General features: G+C 71.7%; 15 protein-coding genes. 6 read left to right on the forward strand and 9 right to left on the reverse strand.

The annotated features are described in order from the left end of the window. The first annotated feature begins 74 nt into the window (after window positions 1–74). The 6 genes from C6N31_RS00785 to C6N31_RS00810 all read left to right on the forward strand — a co-directional run bounded on the left by C6N31_RS00785 (window position 75) and on the right by C6N31_RS00810 (window position 7,204). Entirely contained in the window at window positions 75–839 is a 765-nt protein-coding gene (locus C6N31_RS00785; protein WP_232484653.1) for a VC0807 family protein, read from the forward strand. Window positions 840–1,168: 329 nt separating this feature from the next. Then, on the forward strand, window positions 1,169–2,329 hold the full coding sequence (locus C6N31_RS00790) for an Rv3169 family protein (protein WP_138350968.1): 1,161 nt from the start codon (window positions 1,169–1,171) through the stop codon (window positions 2,327–2,329). Window positions 2,330–2,478: 149 nt separating this feature from the next. Beyond that, window positions 2,479–3,564, forward strand: a complete 1,086-nt coding sequence (locus tag C6N31_RS00795; RefSeq protein WP_138351084.1) for a phosphotransferase family protein — start codon at window positions 2,479–2,481, stop codon at window positions 3,562–3,564. 201 nt (window positions 3,565–3,765) lie between these two features. Beyond that, a complete protein-coding gene (locus C6N31_RS00800; protein WP_138350969.1) occupies window positions 3,766–4,431 on the forward strand; it encodes a hypothetical protein in 666 nt (221 codons plus the stop codon). Further along, on the forward strand, window positions 4,419–5,498 hold the full coding sequence (locus tag C6N31_RS00805; RefSeq protein ID WP_138350970.1) for a hypothetical protein: 1,080 nt from the start codon (window positions 4,419–4,421) through the stop codon (window positions 5,496–5,498). The genes C6N31_RS00800 and C6N31_RS00805 overlap by 13 nt, the downstream gene beginning before the upstream one ends. 101 nt (window positions 5,499–5,599) lie before the next feature. Beyond that, window positions 5,600–7,204, forward strand: coding sequence for an alpha/beta hydrolase (locus tag C6N31_RS00810; protein WP_138350971.1), 1,605 nt, complete (start codon window positions 5,600–5,602; stop codon window positions 7,202–7,204). Between the two features lie 71 nt (window positions 7,205–7,275). Here C6N31_RS00810 and moeZ read toward each other — a convergent pair whose 3' ends face one another. The 9 genes from moeZ to C6N31_RS00855 form a co-directional block, all read right to left on the reverse strand. Continuing rightward, the gene (gene moeZ / locus C6N31_RS00815; RefSeq protein WP_138350972.1) at window positions 7,276–8,454 is read right to left on the reverse strand and encodes an adenylyltransferase/sulfurtransferase MoeZ; all 1,179 of its coding nucleotides are present in this window, start codon (window positions 8,452–8,454) and stop codon (window positions 7,276–7,278) included. Window positions 8,455–8,564: 110 nt separating this feature from the next. After that, entirely contained in the window at window positions 8,565–9,410 is an 846-nt protein-coding gene (locus tag C6N31_RS00820; protein ID WP_138350973.1) for a spherulation-specific family 4 protein, read from the reverse strand. Next, window positions 9,398–10,309 carry an NAD-dependent epimerase/dehydratase family protein gene (locus tag C6N31_RS00825; protein WP_138350974.1) on the reverse strand — a complete coding sequence of 304 codons (912 nt, stop codon included), beginning with the start codon at window positions 10,307–10,309 and terminating at the stop codon, window positions 9,398–9,400. Before C6N31_RS00825 ends, C6N31_RS00820 begins: the two co-directional genes overlap by 13 nt. Window positions 10,310–10,388: 79 nt before the next feature. Further along, window positions 10,389–12,386 carry a hypothetical protein gene (locus C6N31_RS00830; RefSeq protein ID WP_198357002.1) on the reverse strand — a complete coding sequence of 666 codons (1,998 nt, stop codon included), beginning with the start codon at window positions 12,384–12,386 and terminating at the stop codon, window positions 10,389–10,391. Further along, on the reverse strand, window positions 12,383–14,146 hold the full coding sequence (locus tag C6N31_RS00835; protein WP_198357003.1) for a DUF3492 domain-containing protein: 1,764 nt from the start codon (window positions 14,144–14,146) through the stop codon (window positions 12,383–12,385). Before C6N31_RS00835 ends, C6N31_RS00830 begins: the two co-directional genes overlap by 4 nt. A 270-nt stretch (window positions 14,147–14,416) precedes the next feature. Continuing rightward, window positions 14,417–16,132, reverse strand: coding sequence for an ABC transporter ATP-binding protein (locus tag C6N31_RS00840; RefSeq protein WP_198357004.1), 1,716 nt, complete (start codon window positions 16,130–16,132; stop codon window positions 14,417–14,419). Beyond that, a complete protein-coding gene (locus C6N31_RS00845; RefSeq protein ID WP_164295271.1) occupies window positions 16,129–17,118 on the reverse strand; it encodes an ABC transporter permease in 990 nt (329 codons plus the stop codon). Before C6N31_RS00845 ends, C6N31_RS00840 begins: the two co-directional genes overlap by 4 nt. Further along, on the reverse strand, window positions 17,115–18,113 hold the full coding sequence (locus C6N31_RS00850; RefSeq protein WP_381586396.1) for an ABC transporter permease: 999 nt from the start codon (window positions 18,111–18,113) through the stop codon (window positions 17,115–17,117). The genes C6N31_RS00845 and C6N31_RS00850 overlap by 4 nt, the downstream gene beginning before the upstream one ends. Next, window positions 18,110–19,828: an ABC transporter substrate-binding protein gene (locus C6N31_RS00855; protein ID WP_198357005.1), complete on the reverse strand. Its 1,719-nt coding sequence runs from the start codon at window positions 19,826–19,828 to the stop codon at window positions 18,110–18,112. Before C6N31_RS00855 ends, C6N31_RS00850 begins: the two co-directional genes overlap by 4 nt. Window positions 19,829–19,994: the final 166 nt, after the last annotated feature.

A 19,994-nucleotide genomic window follows, 5' to 3' on the forward strand; every position in this document is an offset into this window, starting at 1 on the left:
ATCCAGCTCTGCCGAGCGCACCACCCTCCGCGCGAAGCTCTTCCTACCAGAAGTTCTCACGGAGGAGCCCGGACATGACGCAGGTCCAGCAGGTGCAGCAGGAGACGCGGACGCAGACGCAGAGCAAGGCCGCTGAGACCGAGCAGGAGTCCAACCCGCTGGTCACGATGCTGAAGCCGCTCGTCCTCGACATCGCCGTGCCGCTCGGTTCGTACTACCTGCTGCACAACGGCTTCGGCGTCGGCCTGGTCGCGTCGCTCATGCTGAGCAGCATCGTCCCCGCTGTCCGCACCGTCGTCGCGGCGGCCCGGGACCGGTCGTTCAACGGGCTCGCCGGCATCATGCTGGTGGTCAACCTGGTGGGAATCGTCCTCAGCTTCGTCACCGGCGACGCACGGCTGATGATCGTCAAGGACTCGGCGCTCAGCAGCGTGGTGGGGATCTCCGTACTGATCGCGGCCGCCACCGGGAAGCGGCTGATGTCGGTCGGCCTGAAGCCGTTCATGACGAAGGGCAAGGCCGCCAACATCCTCGCCTGGGACCGGCTGTCGGCCGGAAGCGCCCGCTTCCGGCGGGCGGAGCTGCTGTTCAGCACGATCTGGGGCGTCTCCATGCTGAGCGAGTGCGTCGCGCGGATCGTGCTGGCCTTCATCCTCCCGGTCTCCACCATGGTCTGGCTGTCGACCGTCCTGCTGATCGCGTCCGTCCTCCTCGCCGCGGTGGTCGGCGGCATCGCCACCAACCCGATCGAGCGGATGATCGCGGGCGAGGTGAAGGCGGCCGACGAAGGCGCCGCGTCGGAGGCGAGTGCCATGGCGACGGAGACCGTCGCGGCCTGACACACGTCGCTCCCCCTCTCGCCTCCGGAAGGAACTCCCCTGCGCGCCAAGGGCATCAACTACGACACGGGCTTCTCCCCCGCCGCCTCCCCCGGCCCGCGCCATGACCTCGATCCGGCCGCGTACGGCGTGGTCAGGATGCTGCCGTCGGGCCGTGGAACGGCCCATCCGGACCTGGCGTGGGAGCCGAAGGAGTCGTTCGCCGCGCTCGCCGCCGCGTACGGCCCGAAATCCGAGTGATACGTGCACGGATCTAGGCCCGGCCTCCATAACTGACGTACCGTCAGGGAATTCTCGACACCGAGGAGACCGAGGAGGAGGAGACGGCCGTGCCCCAACGCCCCGTTCCGCTGGACGAGTACCCCGTGCACCAGATCGCCCGATCCATGCGCCATGTCGCCAGCGGTGACCGCAACGCCTACGACCGGTCGATCTTCCAGGTCTTCGACCACGAGGGCCGGGCGCTGCTCATCACCGGCCTCGGCGTCTACCCGAACCTCGGCGTCACCGACGCCTACGCGACGCTGCTCCAGGGCGACCGGCTCATCGCCGTCAGAGCCTCGGACGCGCTCGGCGAGGACCGGATGCGGCAGCAGGTCGGACCGCTGCGGATCGAGGTCCAGGAACCGCTCAAACGGCTGCGGCTGGTGTGCGAACCGCAGGAACCGGACCCGGACGGCGCGGACCCGGACGGCGACGAGGCTTCGAGCCTCTCCTTCGACCTGGTCTGGGAGGCGGACTTCCCGGCCGTCGAGGAGCCGCACCACATCCAGTACACCGGCGACCGGCTCTTCCTCGAAGCCAACCGGTTCTGCCAGGCCGGCAGCTGCCACGGCGTGATCCGCGCCGGCGGCCAGGAGATCACCGTGGAACGCGGCCGCTTCACCGCCACCCGCGACCGCAGCTGGGGCGTCCGCCCCATCCCCGGCGAGGCGCCCGGCCGGGCCGCCGAGGAGTTCCGTGCCGAGGGCTTCCACTGGCTGTGGATCCCGATCCGCTTCGAGGACCGCTTCGTCATGGTGATCCTCCAGGAGGACGCCGACGGCTACCGCACCCTCGACAGCGCCGTCCTCGTACACCCCGCGGACGCCGGCCGCCCCGACGAGCAACTCGGGCGCGCCCACGTCGACATCACGTACCGCTCCGGCAGCCGGCACCCCGAGTCGGCCGTCATCCACCTCACCGGAGCCGACCGCAAGCCGATCGAGATCCACGTCGAACTGCTGGGCGGCAGCCCGCTCGCGGTCGGCGCCGGCTACCCGCCGGCCGACGACTGGCAGCACGGCGAGTGGAAGGGCCGCGGCTGGCTGGACCGCCGCACGTACGACCTGGCGGACCCGGCGGGCCTGGGCCTGGCGGCGTACGGCGTCATCGACCACGCGGCCCGCTTCACCTGGGACGGCGCCACCGGCTACGGCATCTTCGAGCACGGCAGCTTCGGGCGGCACGACCCGAGCGGGTTCACCGGCTTCGACTCGGTGGCGCCGTAACCCTGTCAGCCCACGGCTCGTAGCCCTTTGGAGCAGCCCCGCGTACTCCCCGCCGATTCCGGCAAGGAATGGGGAGTAGCCGAAGCCCTGTCCGGCAAGGCCCGCAAGGAGGACCCGTGTCGAGCCCGACCCCACCCCCCGCACCGCACATGACCACCAGCACCCGCGATCCCCAGCTCCTCCGGCAGCGGCTCGACGCCTGGCTGCACGCCCGCGAACCCGGCGCGCACACCCGCACCTTCCACGTCCCGTCCTCCAACGGCATGTCCAGCGAGACCGTTCTGTTCGACCTCGCGGTGCCGCACCGGGCCGGCACCGCCCGCCAGCAGCTGCGCCCCTGCGTCCTGCGGCTGGCCGCGGACCCCGACGCGTACGCGGCCTTCCCCGTGTACGACATGGAGCGCCAGTACCGCACCATCCAGGCCGTCGCCCAGCACAGCAAGACCCCGCTCCCGGCCCTGCTGTGGCTGGAGACCGACCCGGACCCGCTCGGCGCGCCGTTCTTCGTCATGGAACGCGTCGAGGGCCGCGTACCGCCCGACGTCATGCCGTACACCTACGGCGACAATTGGCTCTACGAAGCCGAACCCGCCGACCGCGAGCACCTCCAGCGCTCCACCGTCGACGTCCTGGCCGAGCTGCACACCGTCCCGGTGGAACCGGTCGCGTTCCTGGCCGGGCCCTCCGGCGACGCCCTGCGCGACCATGTGACGGCCCAACGCGAGTACTACCACTGGGTCGTCGACGGCCGCCCCCGCTCCCCGCTCATCGAGCGCGCCTTCGACCGGCTCGACGAACTGTGGCCGGACGACCCCGGCCCCACCGTCCTGAGCTGGGGCGACGCCCGCATCGGCAACATCCTCTACGCGGGCTTCGACCCTGTCGCCGTCCTCGACTGGGAGATGGCCGCCCTCGGCCCCCGTGAGCTCGACCTCGGCTGGATGATCTACCTCCACCGCTTCTTCCAGGACCTGACGGAACAGACCGGCTACCCGGGCCTCCCCGGCTTCATGACCCGCGACGCCATCGCCGACCGCTACCGCGACGCCACCGGCCACACCCCCCGCGACCTGGACTTCCACACCCTGTACGCGGCCCTCCGGCACGCCAACGTCATGCTCCGCATCGGCTACCGCCAGATCCACTTCGGCGAACGCCCCCTCCCCAGCGACCCGGACGACCTGATCATGCACCGCACCTCCCTGGAGGCGATGATCGAGAACCGCTACTGGTGACGGTCACGGGGGCCCGTCCGGCCGGGCCCCCGCGACCCGCTCGCCGGCAGTGACATGAACGTGACGTATTAGGCACAGACCCTCCCTCGATCCCCCCGCGTGACTTGGGTAACGTCGTACGTCCTACGTACGGGGACCACGGGGACGTACAGCGAGCTGACCCGACGGTGCCCACCCACCGACCGGGAGCCCTTCACTTTTATGCGAGCCCCCACAGCGCTCACCGCCGCCGCCCTCGCGACGGCGACCGCCCTGCTGCTCACCGCCTGCGGCGGGGGCGGATCCGACGGCACGTCCGACACGATCGACGGCGTCCCGACGACCGCACCGTCCACCGCCGCGACCACTGCCGCGCCGACCGCCGCCCCGTTGACGATCGACCCGAGCCTGGCACTACCCGCCGACCTGAAGCTGAATTTCGACTGGCCGAGGCCGTCGGACCACACGCAGGCGGTCGCATTGGCCGCCACGGCGAACTTCATGCAGTCACTGGTGCACGGAGTCGTGAAGCAGAGCGTGACGAAGAGCGGCCTGGCCAATTACGCGACGGACAGCGCGCTCGTGTACGGCAAGAGCTATGTCCAGCGCCATGTGGACGCCAAGAGCACGCTCACCGGCACCGACCACTACTACCGTCCCGTCATCAAGGTCGCGGCCAACAAGACTTCCGCCGAGGTCACCTTCTGCAACAACCAGGCCAAGCTGTACAGCAAGGCGATCCCGACCGGAAAGGTCGCCGTCACCCCGGAGAACAATGAGAGCTACAGGTTCTACGACATCGTCCTGATCAAGTTCAGGCCCAACGTCGATCTGTGGCAGGCGGCATCCATCGAAGTGAAGGAGAGTGCCCTGCAGTGCAAGCAATAGGTGGCTCGATACCGCTGCGCCGGGCGCTGGCCCTCGCTGCCGTCACCGTCGTTTCCGCGGCGGGAACGAGCTACGCCAACGACACGATTCCCATTCCGCCGAAGACACATGTGTCGGGTGGCAACGACACCCGCAACCTCAACGCCGCCGCCGGATACTCGGTGGTTCCCGTGACACCCGGCGCCACCGACCCCGGCCGCAAGCGGATCGCCTCGGTCGATACGTCCTGGACGCCGCCGCCTTGCTGGTTCGGGCCCAAGTACAGCGCCCAGCAGTTCAAGGACGAGTACACCAAGAGCTACAAGGAGCAGTCCCCCAACGTCCACGGCAGCTTCTCCACCGCCATGGGCATGGACCTCGCGCACTACCAGGACGGCTACGACTACCCCGGCGTCAAGGGCTACAAGGACTTCAACATCGAGCAGGAGGGCAAGGGCCAGTGGTGGGCCGTGTCCACCAACCCCGCCGCCAGCGCGTTCGACCAGATGTCGTGCAACGACCAGAATCCGCTGTGGGTGCCGAACGGCGAGCGGCCGCCGGGCGCGACGAGGCACGTCATCACCCCGGAGATGCTCTCCAAACTCGCCTTCGCGAGCACGCGTCTCCCGGGCGTGACCATCACCATGAGCCCGACGACAACGCAGACGGTCAACCTGCCGACGTGGGTGTGGCTGCGGGAGAAGTACACGCCGGTGAAGGTCCGCGCGTCCGTGAACCTCGGCGGCGGCCAGGAGATCTGGGCGGAGACCACCGCGCAGGCGAGCAGTGTGCGGATCGAGCCCGGTACGTCCGATGCCACCGTGTTCCCCGCTTCGGGTGAGTGCCCGATCGCCCCGGACGGCAAGGTGGGCGCCGCGTACGCCAGGGGAGCGACCGGCAATCCGCCCTGCGGCGTCACGTATCTCCGTTCGACGGAGCACTCCGGGGCGTACCAGCTCAATGTCACCGCGACGTGGAAGGTCAGTTGGGTCGGCTCCGACGGCGGTGTGCCGACCGGGCTGCCCAACGGCGTCATCAACGAGCCGAAGGCCGTCACCGTCCGCGAGATCCAGAGCGTCGTCCGCTGATCGTCCGCCCCGCCGCCACCCACCGCCGTGCCGCAACCGCAAGCAGACCTATCCGCCTGTATGGGATCATCCGCGCATTGGGAACGACGGGTGGGAGATCCATGAGCAACGTACGGGTGCGGCGGGACGCGGTGGTGGGTGTCGCGTTGGTCATCGCGCTGGGGGCGGCGGGGTGCGGGGGCGGGGACTCGAAGGCCGCGGACGACAAGCCCGCGGCTACGGCCTCCGTGACAGGCAGCACGCCGCCGGCCGGCGCGCCGGGCGCGCTGCCCGGGTCGCTGACCGGGCAGAAGCTGAGCTGGCGGCGGTGCCCGGCGCCGAGTGTGGCGCAGGGCACGGACGGCAAGGCGCCCGGGAGCGAATGGCAGTGCTCGACGCTCAAGGCGCCGCTGGACTACGCGAAGCCGGACGGGCCGACCATCGGTCTCGCGATGATCCGCGCCAAGGCCACCGGCAGCGGCCGGATCGGGTCGCTGGTGTTCAACTTCGGCGGCCCCGGCGGGTCGGGCGTGGCCGCGCTGCCGTCGTTCGGGAAGGACTACGAGAAGCTGCGGTCGCGCTACGACCTGGTGAGCTTCGATCCGCGCGGCGTCGGCGAGAGCCAGGGCGTGAAGTGCCTGGACGACCGGGCCACGGACGTCTCGCGGCAGATCGACGGGACCCCGGACACACCCGACGAGGTACAGGCGCAGCAGGCAGATCTGCGGAAGCTGGTCGCGGCCTGCGTGCAGAACTCGGGCGACGTGCTGCCGCACGTCGACACGATCAGTGCCGCCCGCGACATGGATCTGATGCGCCAGGTGCTGGGTGACAAACAGTTGCACTACTTCGGCATCTCATACGGCACGGAGCTCGGCGGCGTCTACGCCCATCTGTTCCCGGGCACGGTGGGCCGCGCGGTCCTCGACGGGGTGGTCGACCCGACGCTCGACCCGGAGCAGGCCGGCATCGGCCAGGCGAAGGGCTTCCAGCTCGCGCTGGACAACTACCTGACGGACTGCGCGAAGAACACCGCCAACTGCCCGGCCGGCCGCAGCCGGCAGGCCGGCGACCAGTGGATCTCCGCGTTCCTGGCGAAGCTCGACGGGAAGCCGCTGCCGACCGACGACGGCCGCAAGGTCACCCAGACCATCGCGACGAACGGGATCGCCGCCACGCTGTACTCCAAGGACGACTGGAAGTACCTGACCATGGCGCTCAAGGAGGCCAAGGCGACGGGCAGCGGCAATCTGCTGCTCGCCTTCGCCGACTCGTTCGCCGGCCGGGACCAGAACGGCCGGTACAACAACCTGATGCCGGCCAACACGGCGGTCAACTGCGCCGACGCCAAGCAGCGTTACACCCAGGAGCAGGTGCGCGAGAAGCTGCCCGCGTTCCGTCAGGCCTCCGCCATCTTCGGCGAGTTCCTGGCCTGGAGCCTCCCGGCCTGCACCGGCTGGCCGGTACCGGGCAACTGGCAGACGCCTGACGTCAGCGCCCCGGGCGCGGCGCCGATGCTCGTCATCGGCAACACCGGCGACCCGGCCACGCCGTACGAGGGCGCCGGGAAGATGGCAGCCGGGCTCGGCCCGGACGTCGGGATCGAGATCACCTACAAGGGCGAGGGCCACGGCGCGTACAACAGCGGCAACACCTGCATGACGGAGACCGTCAACGCCTACCTGCTGGAGGGAACGGTCCCCGCGAAGGGCACGACCTGCTCCTGATCACGCACGTGAGGGCCCGCACACCGTTTCCGGTGTGCGGGCCCTCAACATATGCGCGACCAGCGATACCGCTAGTAGACCGGCTTGTGCGGCTCGACCGTGTGTACCCAGCCGATGACGCCGCCACCGACGTGCACCGCGTCCGAGAAGCCCGCGGACTTCAGGACGGCGAGGACTTCCGCGGAGCGGACGCCCGTCTTGCAGTGCAGGACGATGCGCTTGTCCTGGGGCAGGTTCTGCAGGGCGGTGCCCATCAGGAACTCGCCCTTGGGGATGAGCTTGGCGCCCGGGATGGAGACGATCTCGTACTCGTTCGGCTCGCGGACATCGATGATCTCGATGTTCTCGCCGTCGTCGATCCACTCCTTGAGCTGCTTCGGCGTGATCGTCGAACCCGCGGCGGCCTCCTGGGCCTCCTCGGAGACGACGCCGCAGAAGGCCTCGTAGTCGATCAGCTCGGTGACGGTCGGGTTCTCACCGCAGACCGCGCACTCCGGGTCCTTGCGGACCTTGACCTGGCGGTAGGTCATCTCCAGCGCGTCGTAGATCATCAGACGGCCGACCAGCGGGTCGCCGATACCGGCGAGCAGCTTGATCGCCTCGGTGACCTGGATCGACCCGATGGACGCGCAGAGCACGCCCAGCACGCCGCCCTCGGCGCAGGAGGGGACCATGCCGGGGGGCGGGGGCTCCGGGTAGAGGCAGCGGTAGCACGGGCCGTGCTCGCTCCAGAAGACGGACGCCTGCCCGTCGAAGCGGTAGATCGAGCCCCAGACGTAGGGCTTGTCCAGAAGCACGCACGCGTCGTTGACCAGGTAGCGGGTCGCGAAGTTGTCCGTGCCGTCGACGATCAGGTCGTACTGGGAGAAGATCTCCATGACGTTCTCGGCCTCGAGGCGCTCCTCGTGGAGAACGACATTCACGTACGGGTTGATGCCGAGGACGGAATCGCGCGCGGACTGGGCCTTGGAACGGCCGATGTCCGCCTGGCTGTGGATGATCTGGCGCTGCAGGTTCGACTCGTCGACCTCGTCGAACTCCACGATGCCGAGCGTGCCGACACCGGCGGCGGCCAGGTACATCAGGGCCGGCGAGCCGAGGCCGCCGGCGCCGACACACAGCACCTTGGCGTTCTTCAGCCGCTTCTGTCCGTCCATCCCCACATCGGGGATGATCAGGTGGCGCGAGTACCTGCGGACCTCGTCGACGGTGAGCTCGGCAGCCGGCTCGACCAGGGGTGGCAGCGACACGGGGACTCCGGATCGGTAGGCATACGGGTGTACGGGTGGTTCTCTCCGTAACACTGCCACGCCGGTCTTCATTCCGAGACACCCGGTCCGAGGAGCGAGACCGAAGGGGATCAGATACTGGGCGGCGGCTGCTTTCGTAACGTTCGCACCGATTCGTCCCAGTAGCCGGCCAGCCCCTCCCACGGGTCGGTGCCGTCCCGGTCGGTGCGGTCCGTGAAGCAGACGGTGGCGGCGCCCTGCCAGCGGGCGATCCGCATCGCCGTCACCAGATGCGACCGCGGCACTCCGTGGACGAGGTGCGCGAAGCGCTCCGGCGGGTACGCGGCCGTCCACTGCGGGGCCTCGGACCAGCGGTACCGGGTCCAGGGGCCGGAGAACGTCACCAGCTGGTCGGCGATCTCGGCGTACCCGGGATACGGATGCATGCCGTGCCCCAGCACGATGTGCCCGTCACCACCGTCGCCACTATCACTGTCAGCGCTGTCCCCGTCGTCCCCCGCCAGCAGTGCCCGCAGCGTCGTCGTCACCCGGCGGCACTCGTTCAGCGCGGAACGCTCCGTCGGCGCGCGGTCCAGGTAGAAGCCGTCCACCCGGTACCAGTCCAGGTAGTGGGAGGCGTCCGAGACGAGCGCGCCGAACGGCCGGGCGCCGAGCCCGGCGTCCAGATGACCGAGGACCGGCACCCCGCTCTCCCGGAGCCGCGCCACCGCCTCCGTGTACAGCGGGTCGGGCCGGGTGCCGGGGCCGCGCGCCACGTTCAGCACCACCCAGTGCAACGGGGTTCCCGGGCGGGCGAGTTCACCCCACTCGGCCGGTGCGACCAGCGGGTGCGCGTTCACCGGGACGCCGAAGCCGAGCCGGTCGGAACGGGCCTGGCCGCCCGCTCCCGGGCCGGCCCCGCCGGAGCGGTCGCGCAGCCCCGCACCCCAGAAGTGCGGCGGCGTCAGACGCGACATGCCGCCTCCATCCAGACGTCGGCCAGCGATTCCTCGAGGCCGATGCGGGGCCGCCAGCCCAGCCGGTCACGGGCCGTCCGCACATCCGCCTGCTGCCAGATGCCGCAGCCGTCGGGGTACGGGGGCGGGCCGGGCGCGACCTGCGGCTCGTCCAGCTCGTGGAGGGTGCCGTCGTAGCCCGCGACATGCGCGAGCCCGGCCGCCATGTCGCGCATCCGTACGGCCCGGCCGGAGCCGATGTTCACCAGGCCCTGCGCGGCCGACAGCGACGCCGCGTGCACCGCCCGCGAGACGTCACGGACGTCGATGAAGTCGCGCTGCACGGCGAGCCCGCCGAGCTTCAGCTCGCCGTCCCCGCTCTGCATCGCCCGGCGCAGCGCCTCGGCCACCCGCCCCAGCGGTGAACTCGTCGGCGTGCCGGGGCCGACCGGGCTGAACACCCGCAGCACCACCGCGTCGAGACCCGAGCCCAGCACCAGCTCGGACGCGGCGAGCTTGCTCACCCCGTACGGGCCGCCCGGCCGCGGCACCGCGTCCTCGGCGGTGGACGCGCCGACCGGCGAAGGACCGTATTCGGCGGCGCAGCCCACCTGGACCAGGCGCGCGCCGGTGCTGCTGCGCCGCATCGCCTCGCACACGGTCGCCACCGCCACCGTGTTGTGCCGGGTCAGGTCCCGGGCCCCGCCGCGGGTCGCGCCCGCGCAGTTGACGACGACGCCCGGGTGCACGGCGTCCAGGAACCGCGCCAGCGCTCCCGGCGCCCCGCTCGCCAGGTCGAACCGCACATCGGCGTCGTCGCTGCGCCCCAGCGCGGTCAGCTGTACGGCGGGGTCGGCGAGCAGCCGTTCGGCCACGTGCCGGCCGAGGAATCCATCGGCTCCGAGCAGCAGCACTCTCATCGGCCGACACCCCCCACCCGGTGTCCTTGCCGGTGCGCTGTCCCGCGCGGTGGGCGGAGCGAGGTCGTTCGGTGCGTGATCAACGTTTCTCCTGGTTGGTGTTGCGGAGGTCTGTCGTACGGGGGTGGGTGGCGGCGGGGGTGCCCGTGCGGGCACCGGTGCCGTGCGCCGAGGCCCGGGTGAGGGCGCGGAAGGCATGCACTACGAGGACTGTGGCGGCGCAGCCGCAGGCCAGGACGGGTATCGCCGCCGGGCCGAGCCACTCGACCGGGGCCGAGACGGCGGCCAGGCCCGGCACGTGGTGCAGTACGGCTGCGCCGAGCGCGGCTCCCTCGGCCGCGGCCGGCGCGCCGGTCCCCCACGCGGCCGCCCTCGTGAAGCCGTGCACCGCGAGCAGCCGGGCGGTGAACAGCAGCATCCCGAGGGCGCCCGCCCCGGCGACACCGGCGGGACCGGCCAGCGCGGCGGCGGCCCACAGGAGGGCGAGCAACACCGCGAGATACAGCACGAGGGTGCCGGCGAGCAGCGGGCGCACCCGGGCGGCGAACTCCCCGAGCCCGCGGCTCGGCGTGAGTTCGGCCCGCGCCCGCAGCGCGAACCGGTGGGCGCACCACGCGGCGGGCGCCAGGGTGAGGGCCAGCGCCACGAACGGGCCGCCGGCGGGCGGGTCGAACGGCGCGCCGAGCAGGCTCGTCAGCAGCGGACCACCGCACAGCGCGAACGCCAGCAGCCACCCGCCCGAGAGCGCCCCGCCGGCGCTCGCGGTACGCAGCGGGCCGCGTCGCAGCGCCGCCCAGGTGGCCAGCGCGACGAGCAGGGCGATCACCGCGCCGACGGCGGGCGACCGCACCACGAACGCGGCCGCCGCGGCGCAGCCCGCGCCGGGCACCACATGCAGCAGCCCGACCCGTACCGGTCCGACCCGCGCCGCCACCCGCTGCCCGCCGGCCCGCTCCCCCGCGGCGCCGTGCGGGACGCGGGCGTACAACTCGTCCGCGAGCGAGAACACGTCCCGGTGCCGGAACCGTCCCGCCACCCGGTCGGTGACACCGTGCGCCTCCAGCCCTGCGGCGATCTCCAGCACATCCACCGCCCCGGCGCACAACTCCTCATGCCGGTGCATCACCCCACGCACCGGATCAGCAGGCCCCCGCCGCCGCGCCACCGAGGCCCTCCCGGCGGGTTCGGAGTCGCGATCCGGCAGGACACCATCCCGGGCGCCCGGACCCGCCGCCGAGGCGAGACCCCCGCCCTCACCGACCGGCAGGATCAGCTCGGGCTGCAACTCCGACAGCAGGACCCGGTCGTCCGCAGCCGCCTCCACCGGGCGGTACGAACCCCCGCCAACGACGGGCAACTCCGGCGCGTGCGACCCACCGGTATCCCGGCCACTCGGACCCGCCGCCGAGGCGGGAACCCCACCGCCACCGACCGCCAGAACCGGCCCCGGCCGCGCCCCCGAGAACAACACCCCGCCCTCCACAGCCGGCTCCGCCAGAGGCGTGCGGCCGTCCGTTCCCGGGCCGTAGCCCAGGGCCGCCACGACCCGCGCACGGATGTCGCCCGCCGCGTCGAGTCCGCGGCTGGGCGCCTCCATGAGCGGCTCCGCCCCGGAGGCGGCTTCGGCGGCGGCTTCGTGTTCCGGCCACGCGATGGTGTCGTCCGCGTTCACGCGGTCCGGGGCCGCGGCGGGATCCGCCTCGTCGGAAGGACCCACGCAGCCGCTCAGGCCCTCGGCTGCGGCTTCGGCCGTCGCGATGCCGTCCTCCTGCTCCGGCTCCGGTTCGCGCTCCGGCTCGGACTCCGGGGCCGGAGCCGGGTCACCGGCCCGACCGCCGGCCGGGCGGTCGACGCCGTCGGTGCCGTCGGTGCCGTCGGTGCCGTCGGTGCCGTCGGTCAGGACCTCTTCCGCGGCGGTCGCGGAATCATCCACCGGGCCGGAGGCCGCCCGGCGGAAGGCCGGGGGGAGGAGGTCGGCGCCTGGGAAGGTCTCGTTGGGCGGGGTCGGGTCGGTGGGGACGTCGGAGAGGATGCGGGCGAGGAGGGCGGCCTGCGCGGAGCCTCGGGTCGCGGTCATGCGAGGTCACCTCCCGGGAACGGGAAGCCCGCGGGTTGCGGGCGGCGGGCCCAGGTGGGGGCGGGCAGCACGGGCGTGAGGCGGCCGGGGACATGGGCCTCGGCGGGCTCGGAGAACGGGCGCGGCACGCCGTCGGTGTCGAGCAGCGGCTCGCGGCGCACCGGACAGTGCGCGACGAGCTCCAGATAGATCTCGCGGAACGCGCCCACGCACCGCTCGACGGTGAAGAGTTCGAGCGCCCGCTCGCGCGCGGCGGCGCCGAGCCGGGCGGCGCGCTCGGGCTCGCGCAGCAGCGCGAGGCAGGCGTCGGCGAGCGCCTTGGGGTTGCGGGGCGGTACGACGAGCCCCGTGCCGCCGATGACCTCGCGGACGGCGCCCACGTCGGTGGAGACCGTCGCGCGGCCGCAGAACATCGCCTCGACGAGGCTCAGCGGGAAGCCCTCGACGATGCTGGACAGCACGACGACGTCACCGGAGGCGTACGCGTCGGCGAGCTGTGGTGCGCCGGGTGAGCCGATCTCCTCGAAGGTGACGGGGCTCTCGCCGACCGTCACCGCGTCCTGGGCCTCGTCGGGGAAGAGCTGGGCGGCCAGCGTGCGGCAGCCCGCCAGGTAGGAGTCGACGCCGCCGCGGACGTGCAGGATCCGGAGCCGTGCGCCCGGTTCCGCCGTGCGTATCGCGTCGAAGGCGTGCAGGAGCGCGATGAGGTCCTTGGCCGGGTCCGGGCGGCCGACCCAGGTGAGCGTGGGGTCGGTGTGCCCGCCCTGGACGTCCGCGCCGGCCGCTTCCGCGGCTTCGCCGGCGCGGGCGAAGCGGGCGGCCTCCATGCCCGGGTAGACGGTCCGCAGCCGGGAGCGGTCGGCGCCGCAGCGTTCCTGCCAGCGGCGGGCATGGGTGCTGCCCGGGGTGATCAGGGCCGCCTCGCGGTAGGACTCACCGGCGAGCAGCCGGTGGAACGCGGTGAGGAGCGCGCGGACTTCGGCGGAGAGGCCGGAGGCGCGGTGCGCGAGGAGCGCCTCGCGCAGCCGGACGCCGTACTCGGTGACCAGGAGCGGCGTTCCGAAGAACCGTTTGGCCAGCAGGCCGGGAAGGGTCGCGGGACCGCCGGAGACGGCGTGGCACAGATCGGCGGCGCCGAGCTCGTCCGGTTCGTACCAGGGCGCGGACAGCGGTCTCAGGGCGCGTTCCAGAAGTTCGGCGGCGGTGAGCAGGTCCGCCACGCCGACGGTGGCCAGCAGGGGTCGTACGCCGGGAGCGCGGCAGGCGTCCTCCAGGGCGCGCAGCGCGTGCTCGGACCGGAGCAACCCGGGCAGTCCGCCGTCCTCGTGGGCGAGTTCGGCCAGCCCGTACAGACCGGAGGCGAAACGGTCCGCCCGGGCACCTCCGTAGCCGTCGGCTCCCGCACCGGACACGCCGATGACGTCATCGGTGCGGCCCGCGGCGGATCCCTCGTCGCCGCCCGCCAGCGCGGCGGCCAGCTCCCGGTAGTGGTGCAGGAACCGGTGGCGGCGCGCCCGGCTGGCCGCCCGGCCGCGGCTGCCGTCGTCCTCCGGCGGCGCGCCCCACAGGCGCTCGCTGCGCACCCGCCGTACCTGCGACGGCAGTTCGACCCGTCCCCCGGCCTCCGTCCGCTCGGACCTGCTGAGCGCGTACACCTCGAATTCGTGGCCCGGAAGCCCGCGCACGAGCCGGTCGCACCAGGCGCCACCTTCACCTCGTGCGTACGGGTAGCCACCCTCGGTGAGCAACGCGATGCGCATGTGTACGCCCCCCTTCCTTCGCCGGTCCGCCGGATGCATGGCCGGGAGGGCGGATACGTCTGCCCGGCGCGACGACGGTATGCCGGTACGACAGTGGCGCGACGGACGGTTGTCCGCCGCGCCACCAGAAGGGGTGAACGGTCGTAACTTCTCGCACCACAACGCGTTGTCGTCGCTTAGGGTGCGCGGAACAACACACTCCACTCACCCTGTCCGCGACCGTGCCGCGCTCCGGCAGGAAGCGTTCCCCGGACTCCCGGGAAGCGTTTCTCAGACTTCGGCGAGCCCCTTCCGGCTCGCGCGCCGCACCGCGGACTCGACCGGGTCGAGCACCGGCACGGCCGCCAGCAGGCCCTTGGTGTACGCGTGCTGGGGCGAGTCGTACACCGCGTCCGCCGGCCCCTCCTCGACGATCTTCCCGGCGCGCATGACCGCGACCCGGTCGCTGACCTGCCGCACCACCGCCAGGTCGTGCGCGATGAAGACCAGCGAGAGCCCCAGGTCACGCTGCAGTTCACCGAGCAGCGCGACGACCTGGGCCTGGGTCGTCACGTCGAGCGCCGAGACCGGCTCGTCGCAGACGATCAGCTTCGGGGCCGGTGCCAGCGCCCGCGCGATCCCGACCCGCTGCCGCTGGCCGCCGCTGAACTCGTGCGGGTACCGGTGGTACCAGTCCGGTTCCAGACCGACCCGCTCCAGCAGTTCCCGCACCCGCTCGACGACCGCCTTGTCCGAAAGCTCTCCCGCCGCCCGCAGCGGGTCGGCGATCGACTCGCCGATGCTGCGCCGCGGGTTCAGCGACGAGACCGGGTCCTGGAAGACCATCTGCAGCTCGCGGCGCAACGGTCGCAGCGCCTTGTCGCCGAGCTTGCCGATGTCCCGGCCGTCGTAACGGAGTTCACCGGCCGTGGGGTCGAGCAGCCGCACCAGCATCCGGCCGAGGGTGGTCTTCCCGCTGCCGCTCTCCCCGACGATGCCGAGCGTCTCGCCGCGCCGGACGGTCAGCGACACGCCGTCCACGGCGGTCACGGTGTCCTGGCGCTTGCCGAACTCCCGCCGCAGACCGACCGCTTCGAGAAGCGGCGCTTCCACGGCAGCCTTCCGTTCGTCGCCCGTCCGCTGCTTCACGAGGACGACCGGCCGCGCCGCGTCCACCTGCGGCACCGCCGCGAGCAGTGCCCGCGTGTAGGGCTCGCGCGGGTCGTCCAGGACGGCGCTCACCGCGCCGCGTTCGACGGCGGTGCCGTTCCGCATGACGAGTACGTCGTCGACGCTGCCGGCCACGACACCCAGGTCGTGGGTGACGAGCAGCAGCCCCATGCCGGTCTCGGCCCGCAGTTCGTGCAGCAGGTCGAGGATCTGGGCCTGGACGGTGACGTCGAGTGCGGTGGTCGGCTCGTCGGCGATCAGCAGCCGTGGTTCGCAGGCCAGCGCCATGGCGATGAGCGCGCGCTGCCGCATGCCGCCGCTGAACTCGTGCGGCCGGGCGCGCGAGCGCCGGGCCGCGTCCGGGATGCCGACCCGGTCCAGCACCTGGACGGCCCGCTCGCGGGCCGCCCGCCGGGTGGCCTTCACATGGACGCGGTAGACCTCGGCGATCTGGTCGCCGATCGCGTAGTACGGGTCGAGCGAGGAGAGCGGGTCCTGGAAGACCATCGCCGCCCGGCCGCCGCGCAGCCGCCGCAGTTCGGTGTCGTCGGCGCCGAGGACGTCCGTCCCGGCGACCCGTACGGTGCCGCCGGTCCGCGCGCCGGTCCCCCGGTGCAGGTCCAGCAGGGCGTACGCGGTGGCGCTCTTGCCGGATCCCGACTCACCGACGATGCCGAGGGCGCCGCCCGCTTCGAGCCGGAAGCTGAGACCGTCGACGGCCCGTACGGTGCCGGACGCGGTCGGGAAGTCGATGACGAGGTCCCTGACCTCCACCAGCGGCTCGGCGAGGCCGGCCGTGGCGGCGGGATCCACTGCGGAATCGGTGGCCGCGCTCATGCCAGCACCACCCTTCGGTCGGCCAGCGCGTAGAGCACGTCCGCGGCGGCGTTGGCGATGACGACGGCGAAGCCCATGACGAGCACGATGCCCACCACGACCGGCAGGTCCTTGAGCTCGACGGACTGCACGAGCTTCTGGCCGAGCCCTGGCACGTTGAACAGCGACTCGGTCAGCAGGGCGCCGCCGAACATCGTCCCCAGGTCGAGCGCCGACAGCGCGATCACCGGGGTGAGGGCGGCCCGCAGCGCGTGCCGTCCGATGATCGCGCGCTCGCTGACGCCGTAGGCGCGGAAGGTGCGGATGTGGTCCTCCGCGAGCGTCTCCAGCATGGAACTGCGGGTCAGCCGCGCGTACTTGGCGGACTCGACGAGGGCGAGCGCCAGCCAGGGCAGCAGCAGGTTCCAGGCCCACTGCTGCGGGTCGTCGGTGAACGGCACGTAGGAGGGGTAGGGCAGCCACTGCAGCACCGAGCAGAAGAGCATCAGCAGCAGGATGCCGATGATGAACACCGGGGTGGCGGTGCCCGCGAGGGTGAGCCCGGTGAGCAGCCGTTCGGTGGGCCGGCCGCGGCGCAGCGCGGACAGCACGCCGGTGCCGATGCCGAGCAGCAGCCACAGCACCATCGCGCCGATGGCGAGGGAGGCGGTGGCGGGCAGCTTGGCGACGAGGATGTCGCTGACGAGTTCGCCGGTGCGGTACGACTGGCCGAAGCAGGGCGCGGAGCAGTGCACCGTACCGGTGCCGGTGCTGTAGTCGTGACCGGTGACGATGCCCTGCAGGAAGTGCCAGAACTGTACGTACACCGAGTCGTTCAGGCCCATCTGCTCGCGGATCTGCACGAGTTGGGCGGGCGAGCACTTGGGCCCGCAGGACAGTTGCGCGGGGTCGCCGGGCGCCAGGTAGAACACGGCGTACAGCACGACGGCCAGCACCAGCAGAACCACCGCGGCGGAGACCGTGCGGCGCAGCAGGAAGCGGATCATGACGCGGCCTCCTCGCGCTTGCGGCCGGTGCCGATGCGGAGCCGGCTGGCGGCGCGGGGGTCGAGGGCGGTCCTGATGCCGTCGGCGAGCACGGTGAAGGCGAGCACGCTGATGAACAGCATCGCGGCGGGCAGCAGCACGTACGCGGGATCGGCCTCGTACCAGGTGTTGGCGCTGGAGAGCATCTGGCCCCAGGACGGGGTGGGGGGCTTCACGCCGATGCCGAGGAACGAGAGCCCGGACTCGATGACCATGTTCGCCGGGATGAGGAGGGCGGCGTACGTGATGACCGGTGCGACGAGTGACGGCAGCAGTTCACGGCGGGCGATCCGCCAGGTGCCGGAGCCGGCGAGCCGGGAGGCCGCCACGTAGTCCAGGGACTTGAGGCTGAGCACCTGGGCCCTGACGAGCTTGGAGATGCTGCCCCACGCGACGAAGCCGATGATGAGCGCCAGCAGCAGCGGGCGCGGGAAGCTGTCGGGCACCACGGCCATCAGCGCGATGGCGAAGACCAGCGCGGGCATGGTGATCATGACGTCGGTGACGCGGCTGAGCAGGTTGTCCACGAAGCGGTTGCCGAGCCCCGCGGCGAGGCCGGTGCCGACGCCGACGAGGATCTGCACGAGGGTGGCGCCGAGTGCGACGGCCAGCGAGATCTGGGCGCCGTGCACGAGCCGGGAGAACATGTCGCGCCCGGTGCCGGGTTCGACACCGAGCCAGTGGTCGCCGCTGATCCCGCCGAAGGAGCCGAGCGGTACGCCGCCGGAGGCGGAGTCGACCAGCTCGGGGTGGTAGGCCGTGGTGTTCTGGCCCTCGATGGCGCTCAGCAGGGGTGCGGCGAGCGCCACCAGGACGAGGAGTGCGATGACGGCGGTCCCGGCGACGGCCGCGCGCTGGGCGCGCAGCCGCCGCCAGACCTGCCGGGCCCCCGGGGCGGGGGCGGCCGGGTTGCCGGCCGCCCCCGCCTCGACGGCCGTCAGGTCCTGGGTGGTCACTTGACCGAGACCTGCGAGATGTCCAGGACGCCGGTCCAGTCGCTGATCACGACGTTCTTGATGTCCTTGCCGAACAGCCGCTTGTAGACCGGGTGGAAGAGCGGCACGGTGACGGCCTGCTCGCCGATCTTCTTGTCCAGCGCGCCCCAGCGGACCGCCGCGGCCTTGAGGTCGGTCAGCTTGTTGATCTCGTCGATCTCCTTGTTGACCGCCGGGTCGTCGAGCTGCGCGTTGTTGAAGTTGGAGCCGTCCTTGACGATCTGCCGGCCGTCGAAGATCGGGCCGAGGAACGGGCCGCCGGACGGCCAGTCCGCACCCCAGCCGGTGAGGAAGAAGCCCGGCTCGGTCGACACGTTGTGGATCTTTTCGCTGAACGCCTTGTGCTCCTGGCCGTCGAGCTTGACGGTGATGCCCGCCGCCTTCAGCGCGTCCTGGACGGCCGTGGCGACCTCGGGGCCCTGCTCGTCGGCCTTGGTGACGTCATGGGTGAGCGAGACGGTGATCCCGTTCGGGTAGCCGGCCTCCGCCAGCACCTGCTTGGCCTTGACCGGGTCCCCGGTCTTGCCGGCCGGGAACGGGTCGTACGGCGTGTAGCCGAAGGACGCCTGCTCCGGCAGGTACGTGGTGGCCTGGTCGGCGAGCGAGGAGCCGCCGACCGCGTTGACCACGGTGGTGCGGTTGACCGCGTACGCGATGGCCTGGCGCACCTTCGGGTTGTCGAACGGCTTCACCTTCGGGTTGAAGGCGATGTAGTCGGTGTAGCCGAAGTGGCCGGTGCCGACCCGGCTCGCGAGCGCCTTGTCACCGTTGACCTTGGCCAGCTCGGCCGGGCCGAGGTTGGTGTCGGTGGTGACGGCCGCCGCGTCCTTGCCCGTGCCGGTGGACAGCCGCTGGTTGATCACAGCCTGGTCGAGACCCGACTGGACGTCGATGCTGTCCGGGTACGCCTTGCGCTGGTCGTCGGTGGCCTCCGACCAGTTGGGGTTGCGCTCCAGCACCAGGTGCTCACCGTTGTTCTCGTTTTTGATCACCTTGTACGGGCCCGAGGAGACCGGGTGCTCGGCGTACTTGGTGCCGGTGTCCTTCGCCTTCGGCACCGGGGCGAACGAGGTCTGCGTGGCCAGGAACGGGAACTCGCCCTCGGGCTTGTTCAGGTGGAACACGATCGTCCTGGCGTCCGGCGTCTCCACCGAGGCCAGTCCGTTCTTGTCCTTGTACGGGCCCTGGTACGCGGCGCCGCCGATCAGCCAGTCGCGCAGGTAGGGCGCGCCGCCGGACAGCTCGGCCGCGAAGGCGCGCTCGATGCCGTACTTGATGTCGGCGGTGGTGATGGGCGAGCCGTCCTCGTACTTCAGGCCGTCCTTGAGGTGGTACGTCCAGACGGTGGCGTCCTTGCTCGGCTCGCCGGTGTTGGTGGCCAGGTCCGCGGCGACCTTCGAGCCCTCGGCGCCGTTGGCCCGGGTGCGGGTGGTGAGCGTGCGGTAGACCAGCGAGGGAACGTTTCCGCCGCCCGAGGTGTACAGGCGGGCCGGGTCGAAGTCCTCCTGCGCCTGGTTGTTCAGCACGTAGAGGGTGCCGCCCTTGGCGGGCTTGGCGTCGGTGGAGGCCTTGGCGCCGCCGCTGTCCTTCGGGCCGCAGGCGGCGGCCCCTCCGGCGAGGGCCAGACCAACGGCTACCGCTGCCACGCGGCGGGATATGAGGGACAGTTGACGCATGAGAGATCGGCCTTTCGCGGCTGCGAGGTATGACGGCAGGATTCAACGAATACCCGCGGGCAGCAGCAGCCGCTTCCCCTCAACGGAGAAATGGCTCGAACTCAGGGGGGTGCGTCTGCCCACGGATGGACAGCTCGGGGCGGAGGCGGAAAGCCTCTACGCGACC

Origin of the sequence: Streptomyces fildesensis (assembly GCF_016107395.1) — a bacterium.
In the GTDB taxonomy this organism is placed as follows: domain Bacteria; phylum Actinomycetota; class Actinomycetes; order Streptomycetales; family Streptomycetaceae; genus Actinacidiphila; species Actinacidiphila fildesensis.

Bases quoted from the DNA above. Each gene is read 5' to 3' on its own strand.
- C6N31_RS00785 (WP_232484653.1), top strand. From the start codon at position 75: ATGACGCAGGTCCAGCAGGTGCAGCAGGAGACGCGGACGCAGACGCAG.
- C6N31_RS00795 (WP_138351084.1), top strand. From the start codon at position 2,479: ATGACCACCAGCACCCGCGATCCCCAGCTCCTCCGGCAGCGGCTCGAC.
- C6N31_RS00800 (WP_138350969.1), top strand. From the start codon at position 3,766: ATGCGAGCCCCCACAGCGCTCACCGCCGCCGCCCTCGCGACGGCGACC.
- C6N31_RS00810 (WP_138350971.1), top strand. From the start codon at position 5,600: ATGAGCAACGTACGGGTGCGGCGGGACGCGGTGGTGGGTGTCGCGTTG.
- C6N31_RS00820 (WP_138350973.1), bottom strand. From the start codon at position 9,410: ATGTCGCGTCTGACGCCGCCGCACTTCTGGGGTGCGGGGCTGCGCGAC.
- C6N31_RS00825 (WP_138350974.1), bottom strand. From the start codon at position 10,309: ATGAGAGTGCTGCTGCTCGGAGCCGATGGATTCCTCGGCCGGCACGTG.
- C6N31_RS00830 (WP_198357002.1), bottom strand. From the start codon at position 12,386: ATGACCGCGACCCGAGGCTCCGCGCAGGCCGCCCTCCTCGCCCGCATC.
- C6N31_RS00835 (WP_198357003.1), bottom strand. From the start codon at position 14,146: ATGCGCATCGCGTTGCTCACCGAGGGTGGCTACCCGTACGCACGAGGT.
- C6N31_RS00840 (WP_198357004.1), bottom strand. From the start codon at position 16,132: ATGAGCGCGGCCACCGATTCCGCAGTGGATCCCGCCGCCACGGCCGGC.
- C6N31_RS00845 (WP_164295271.1), bottom strand. From the start codon at position 17,118: ATGATCCGCTTCCTGCTGCGCCGCACGGTCTCCGCCGCGGTGGTTCTG.
- C6N31_RS00855 (WP_198357005.1), bottom strand. From the start codon at position 19,828: ATGCGTCAACTGTCCCTCATATCCCGCCGCGTGGCAGCGGTAGCCGTT.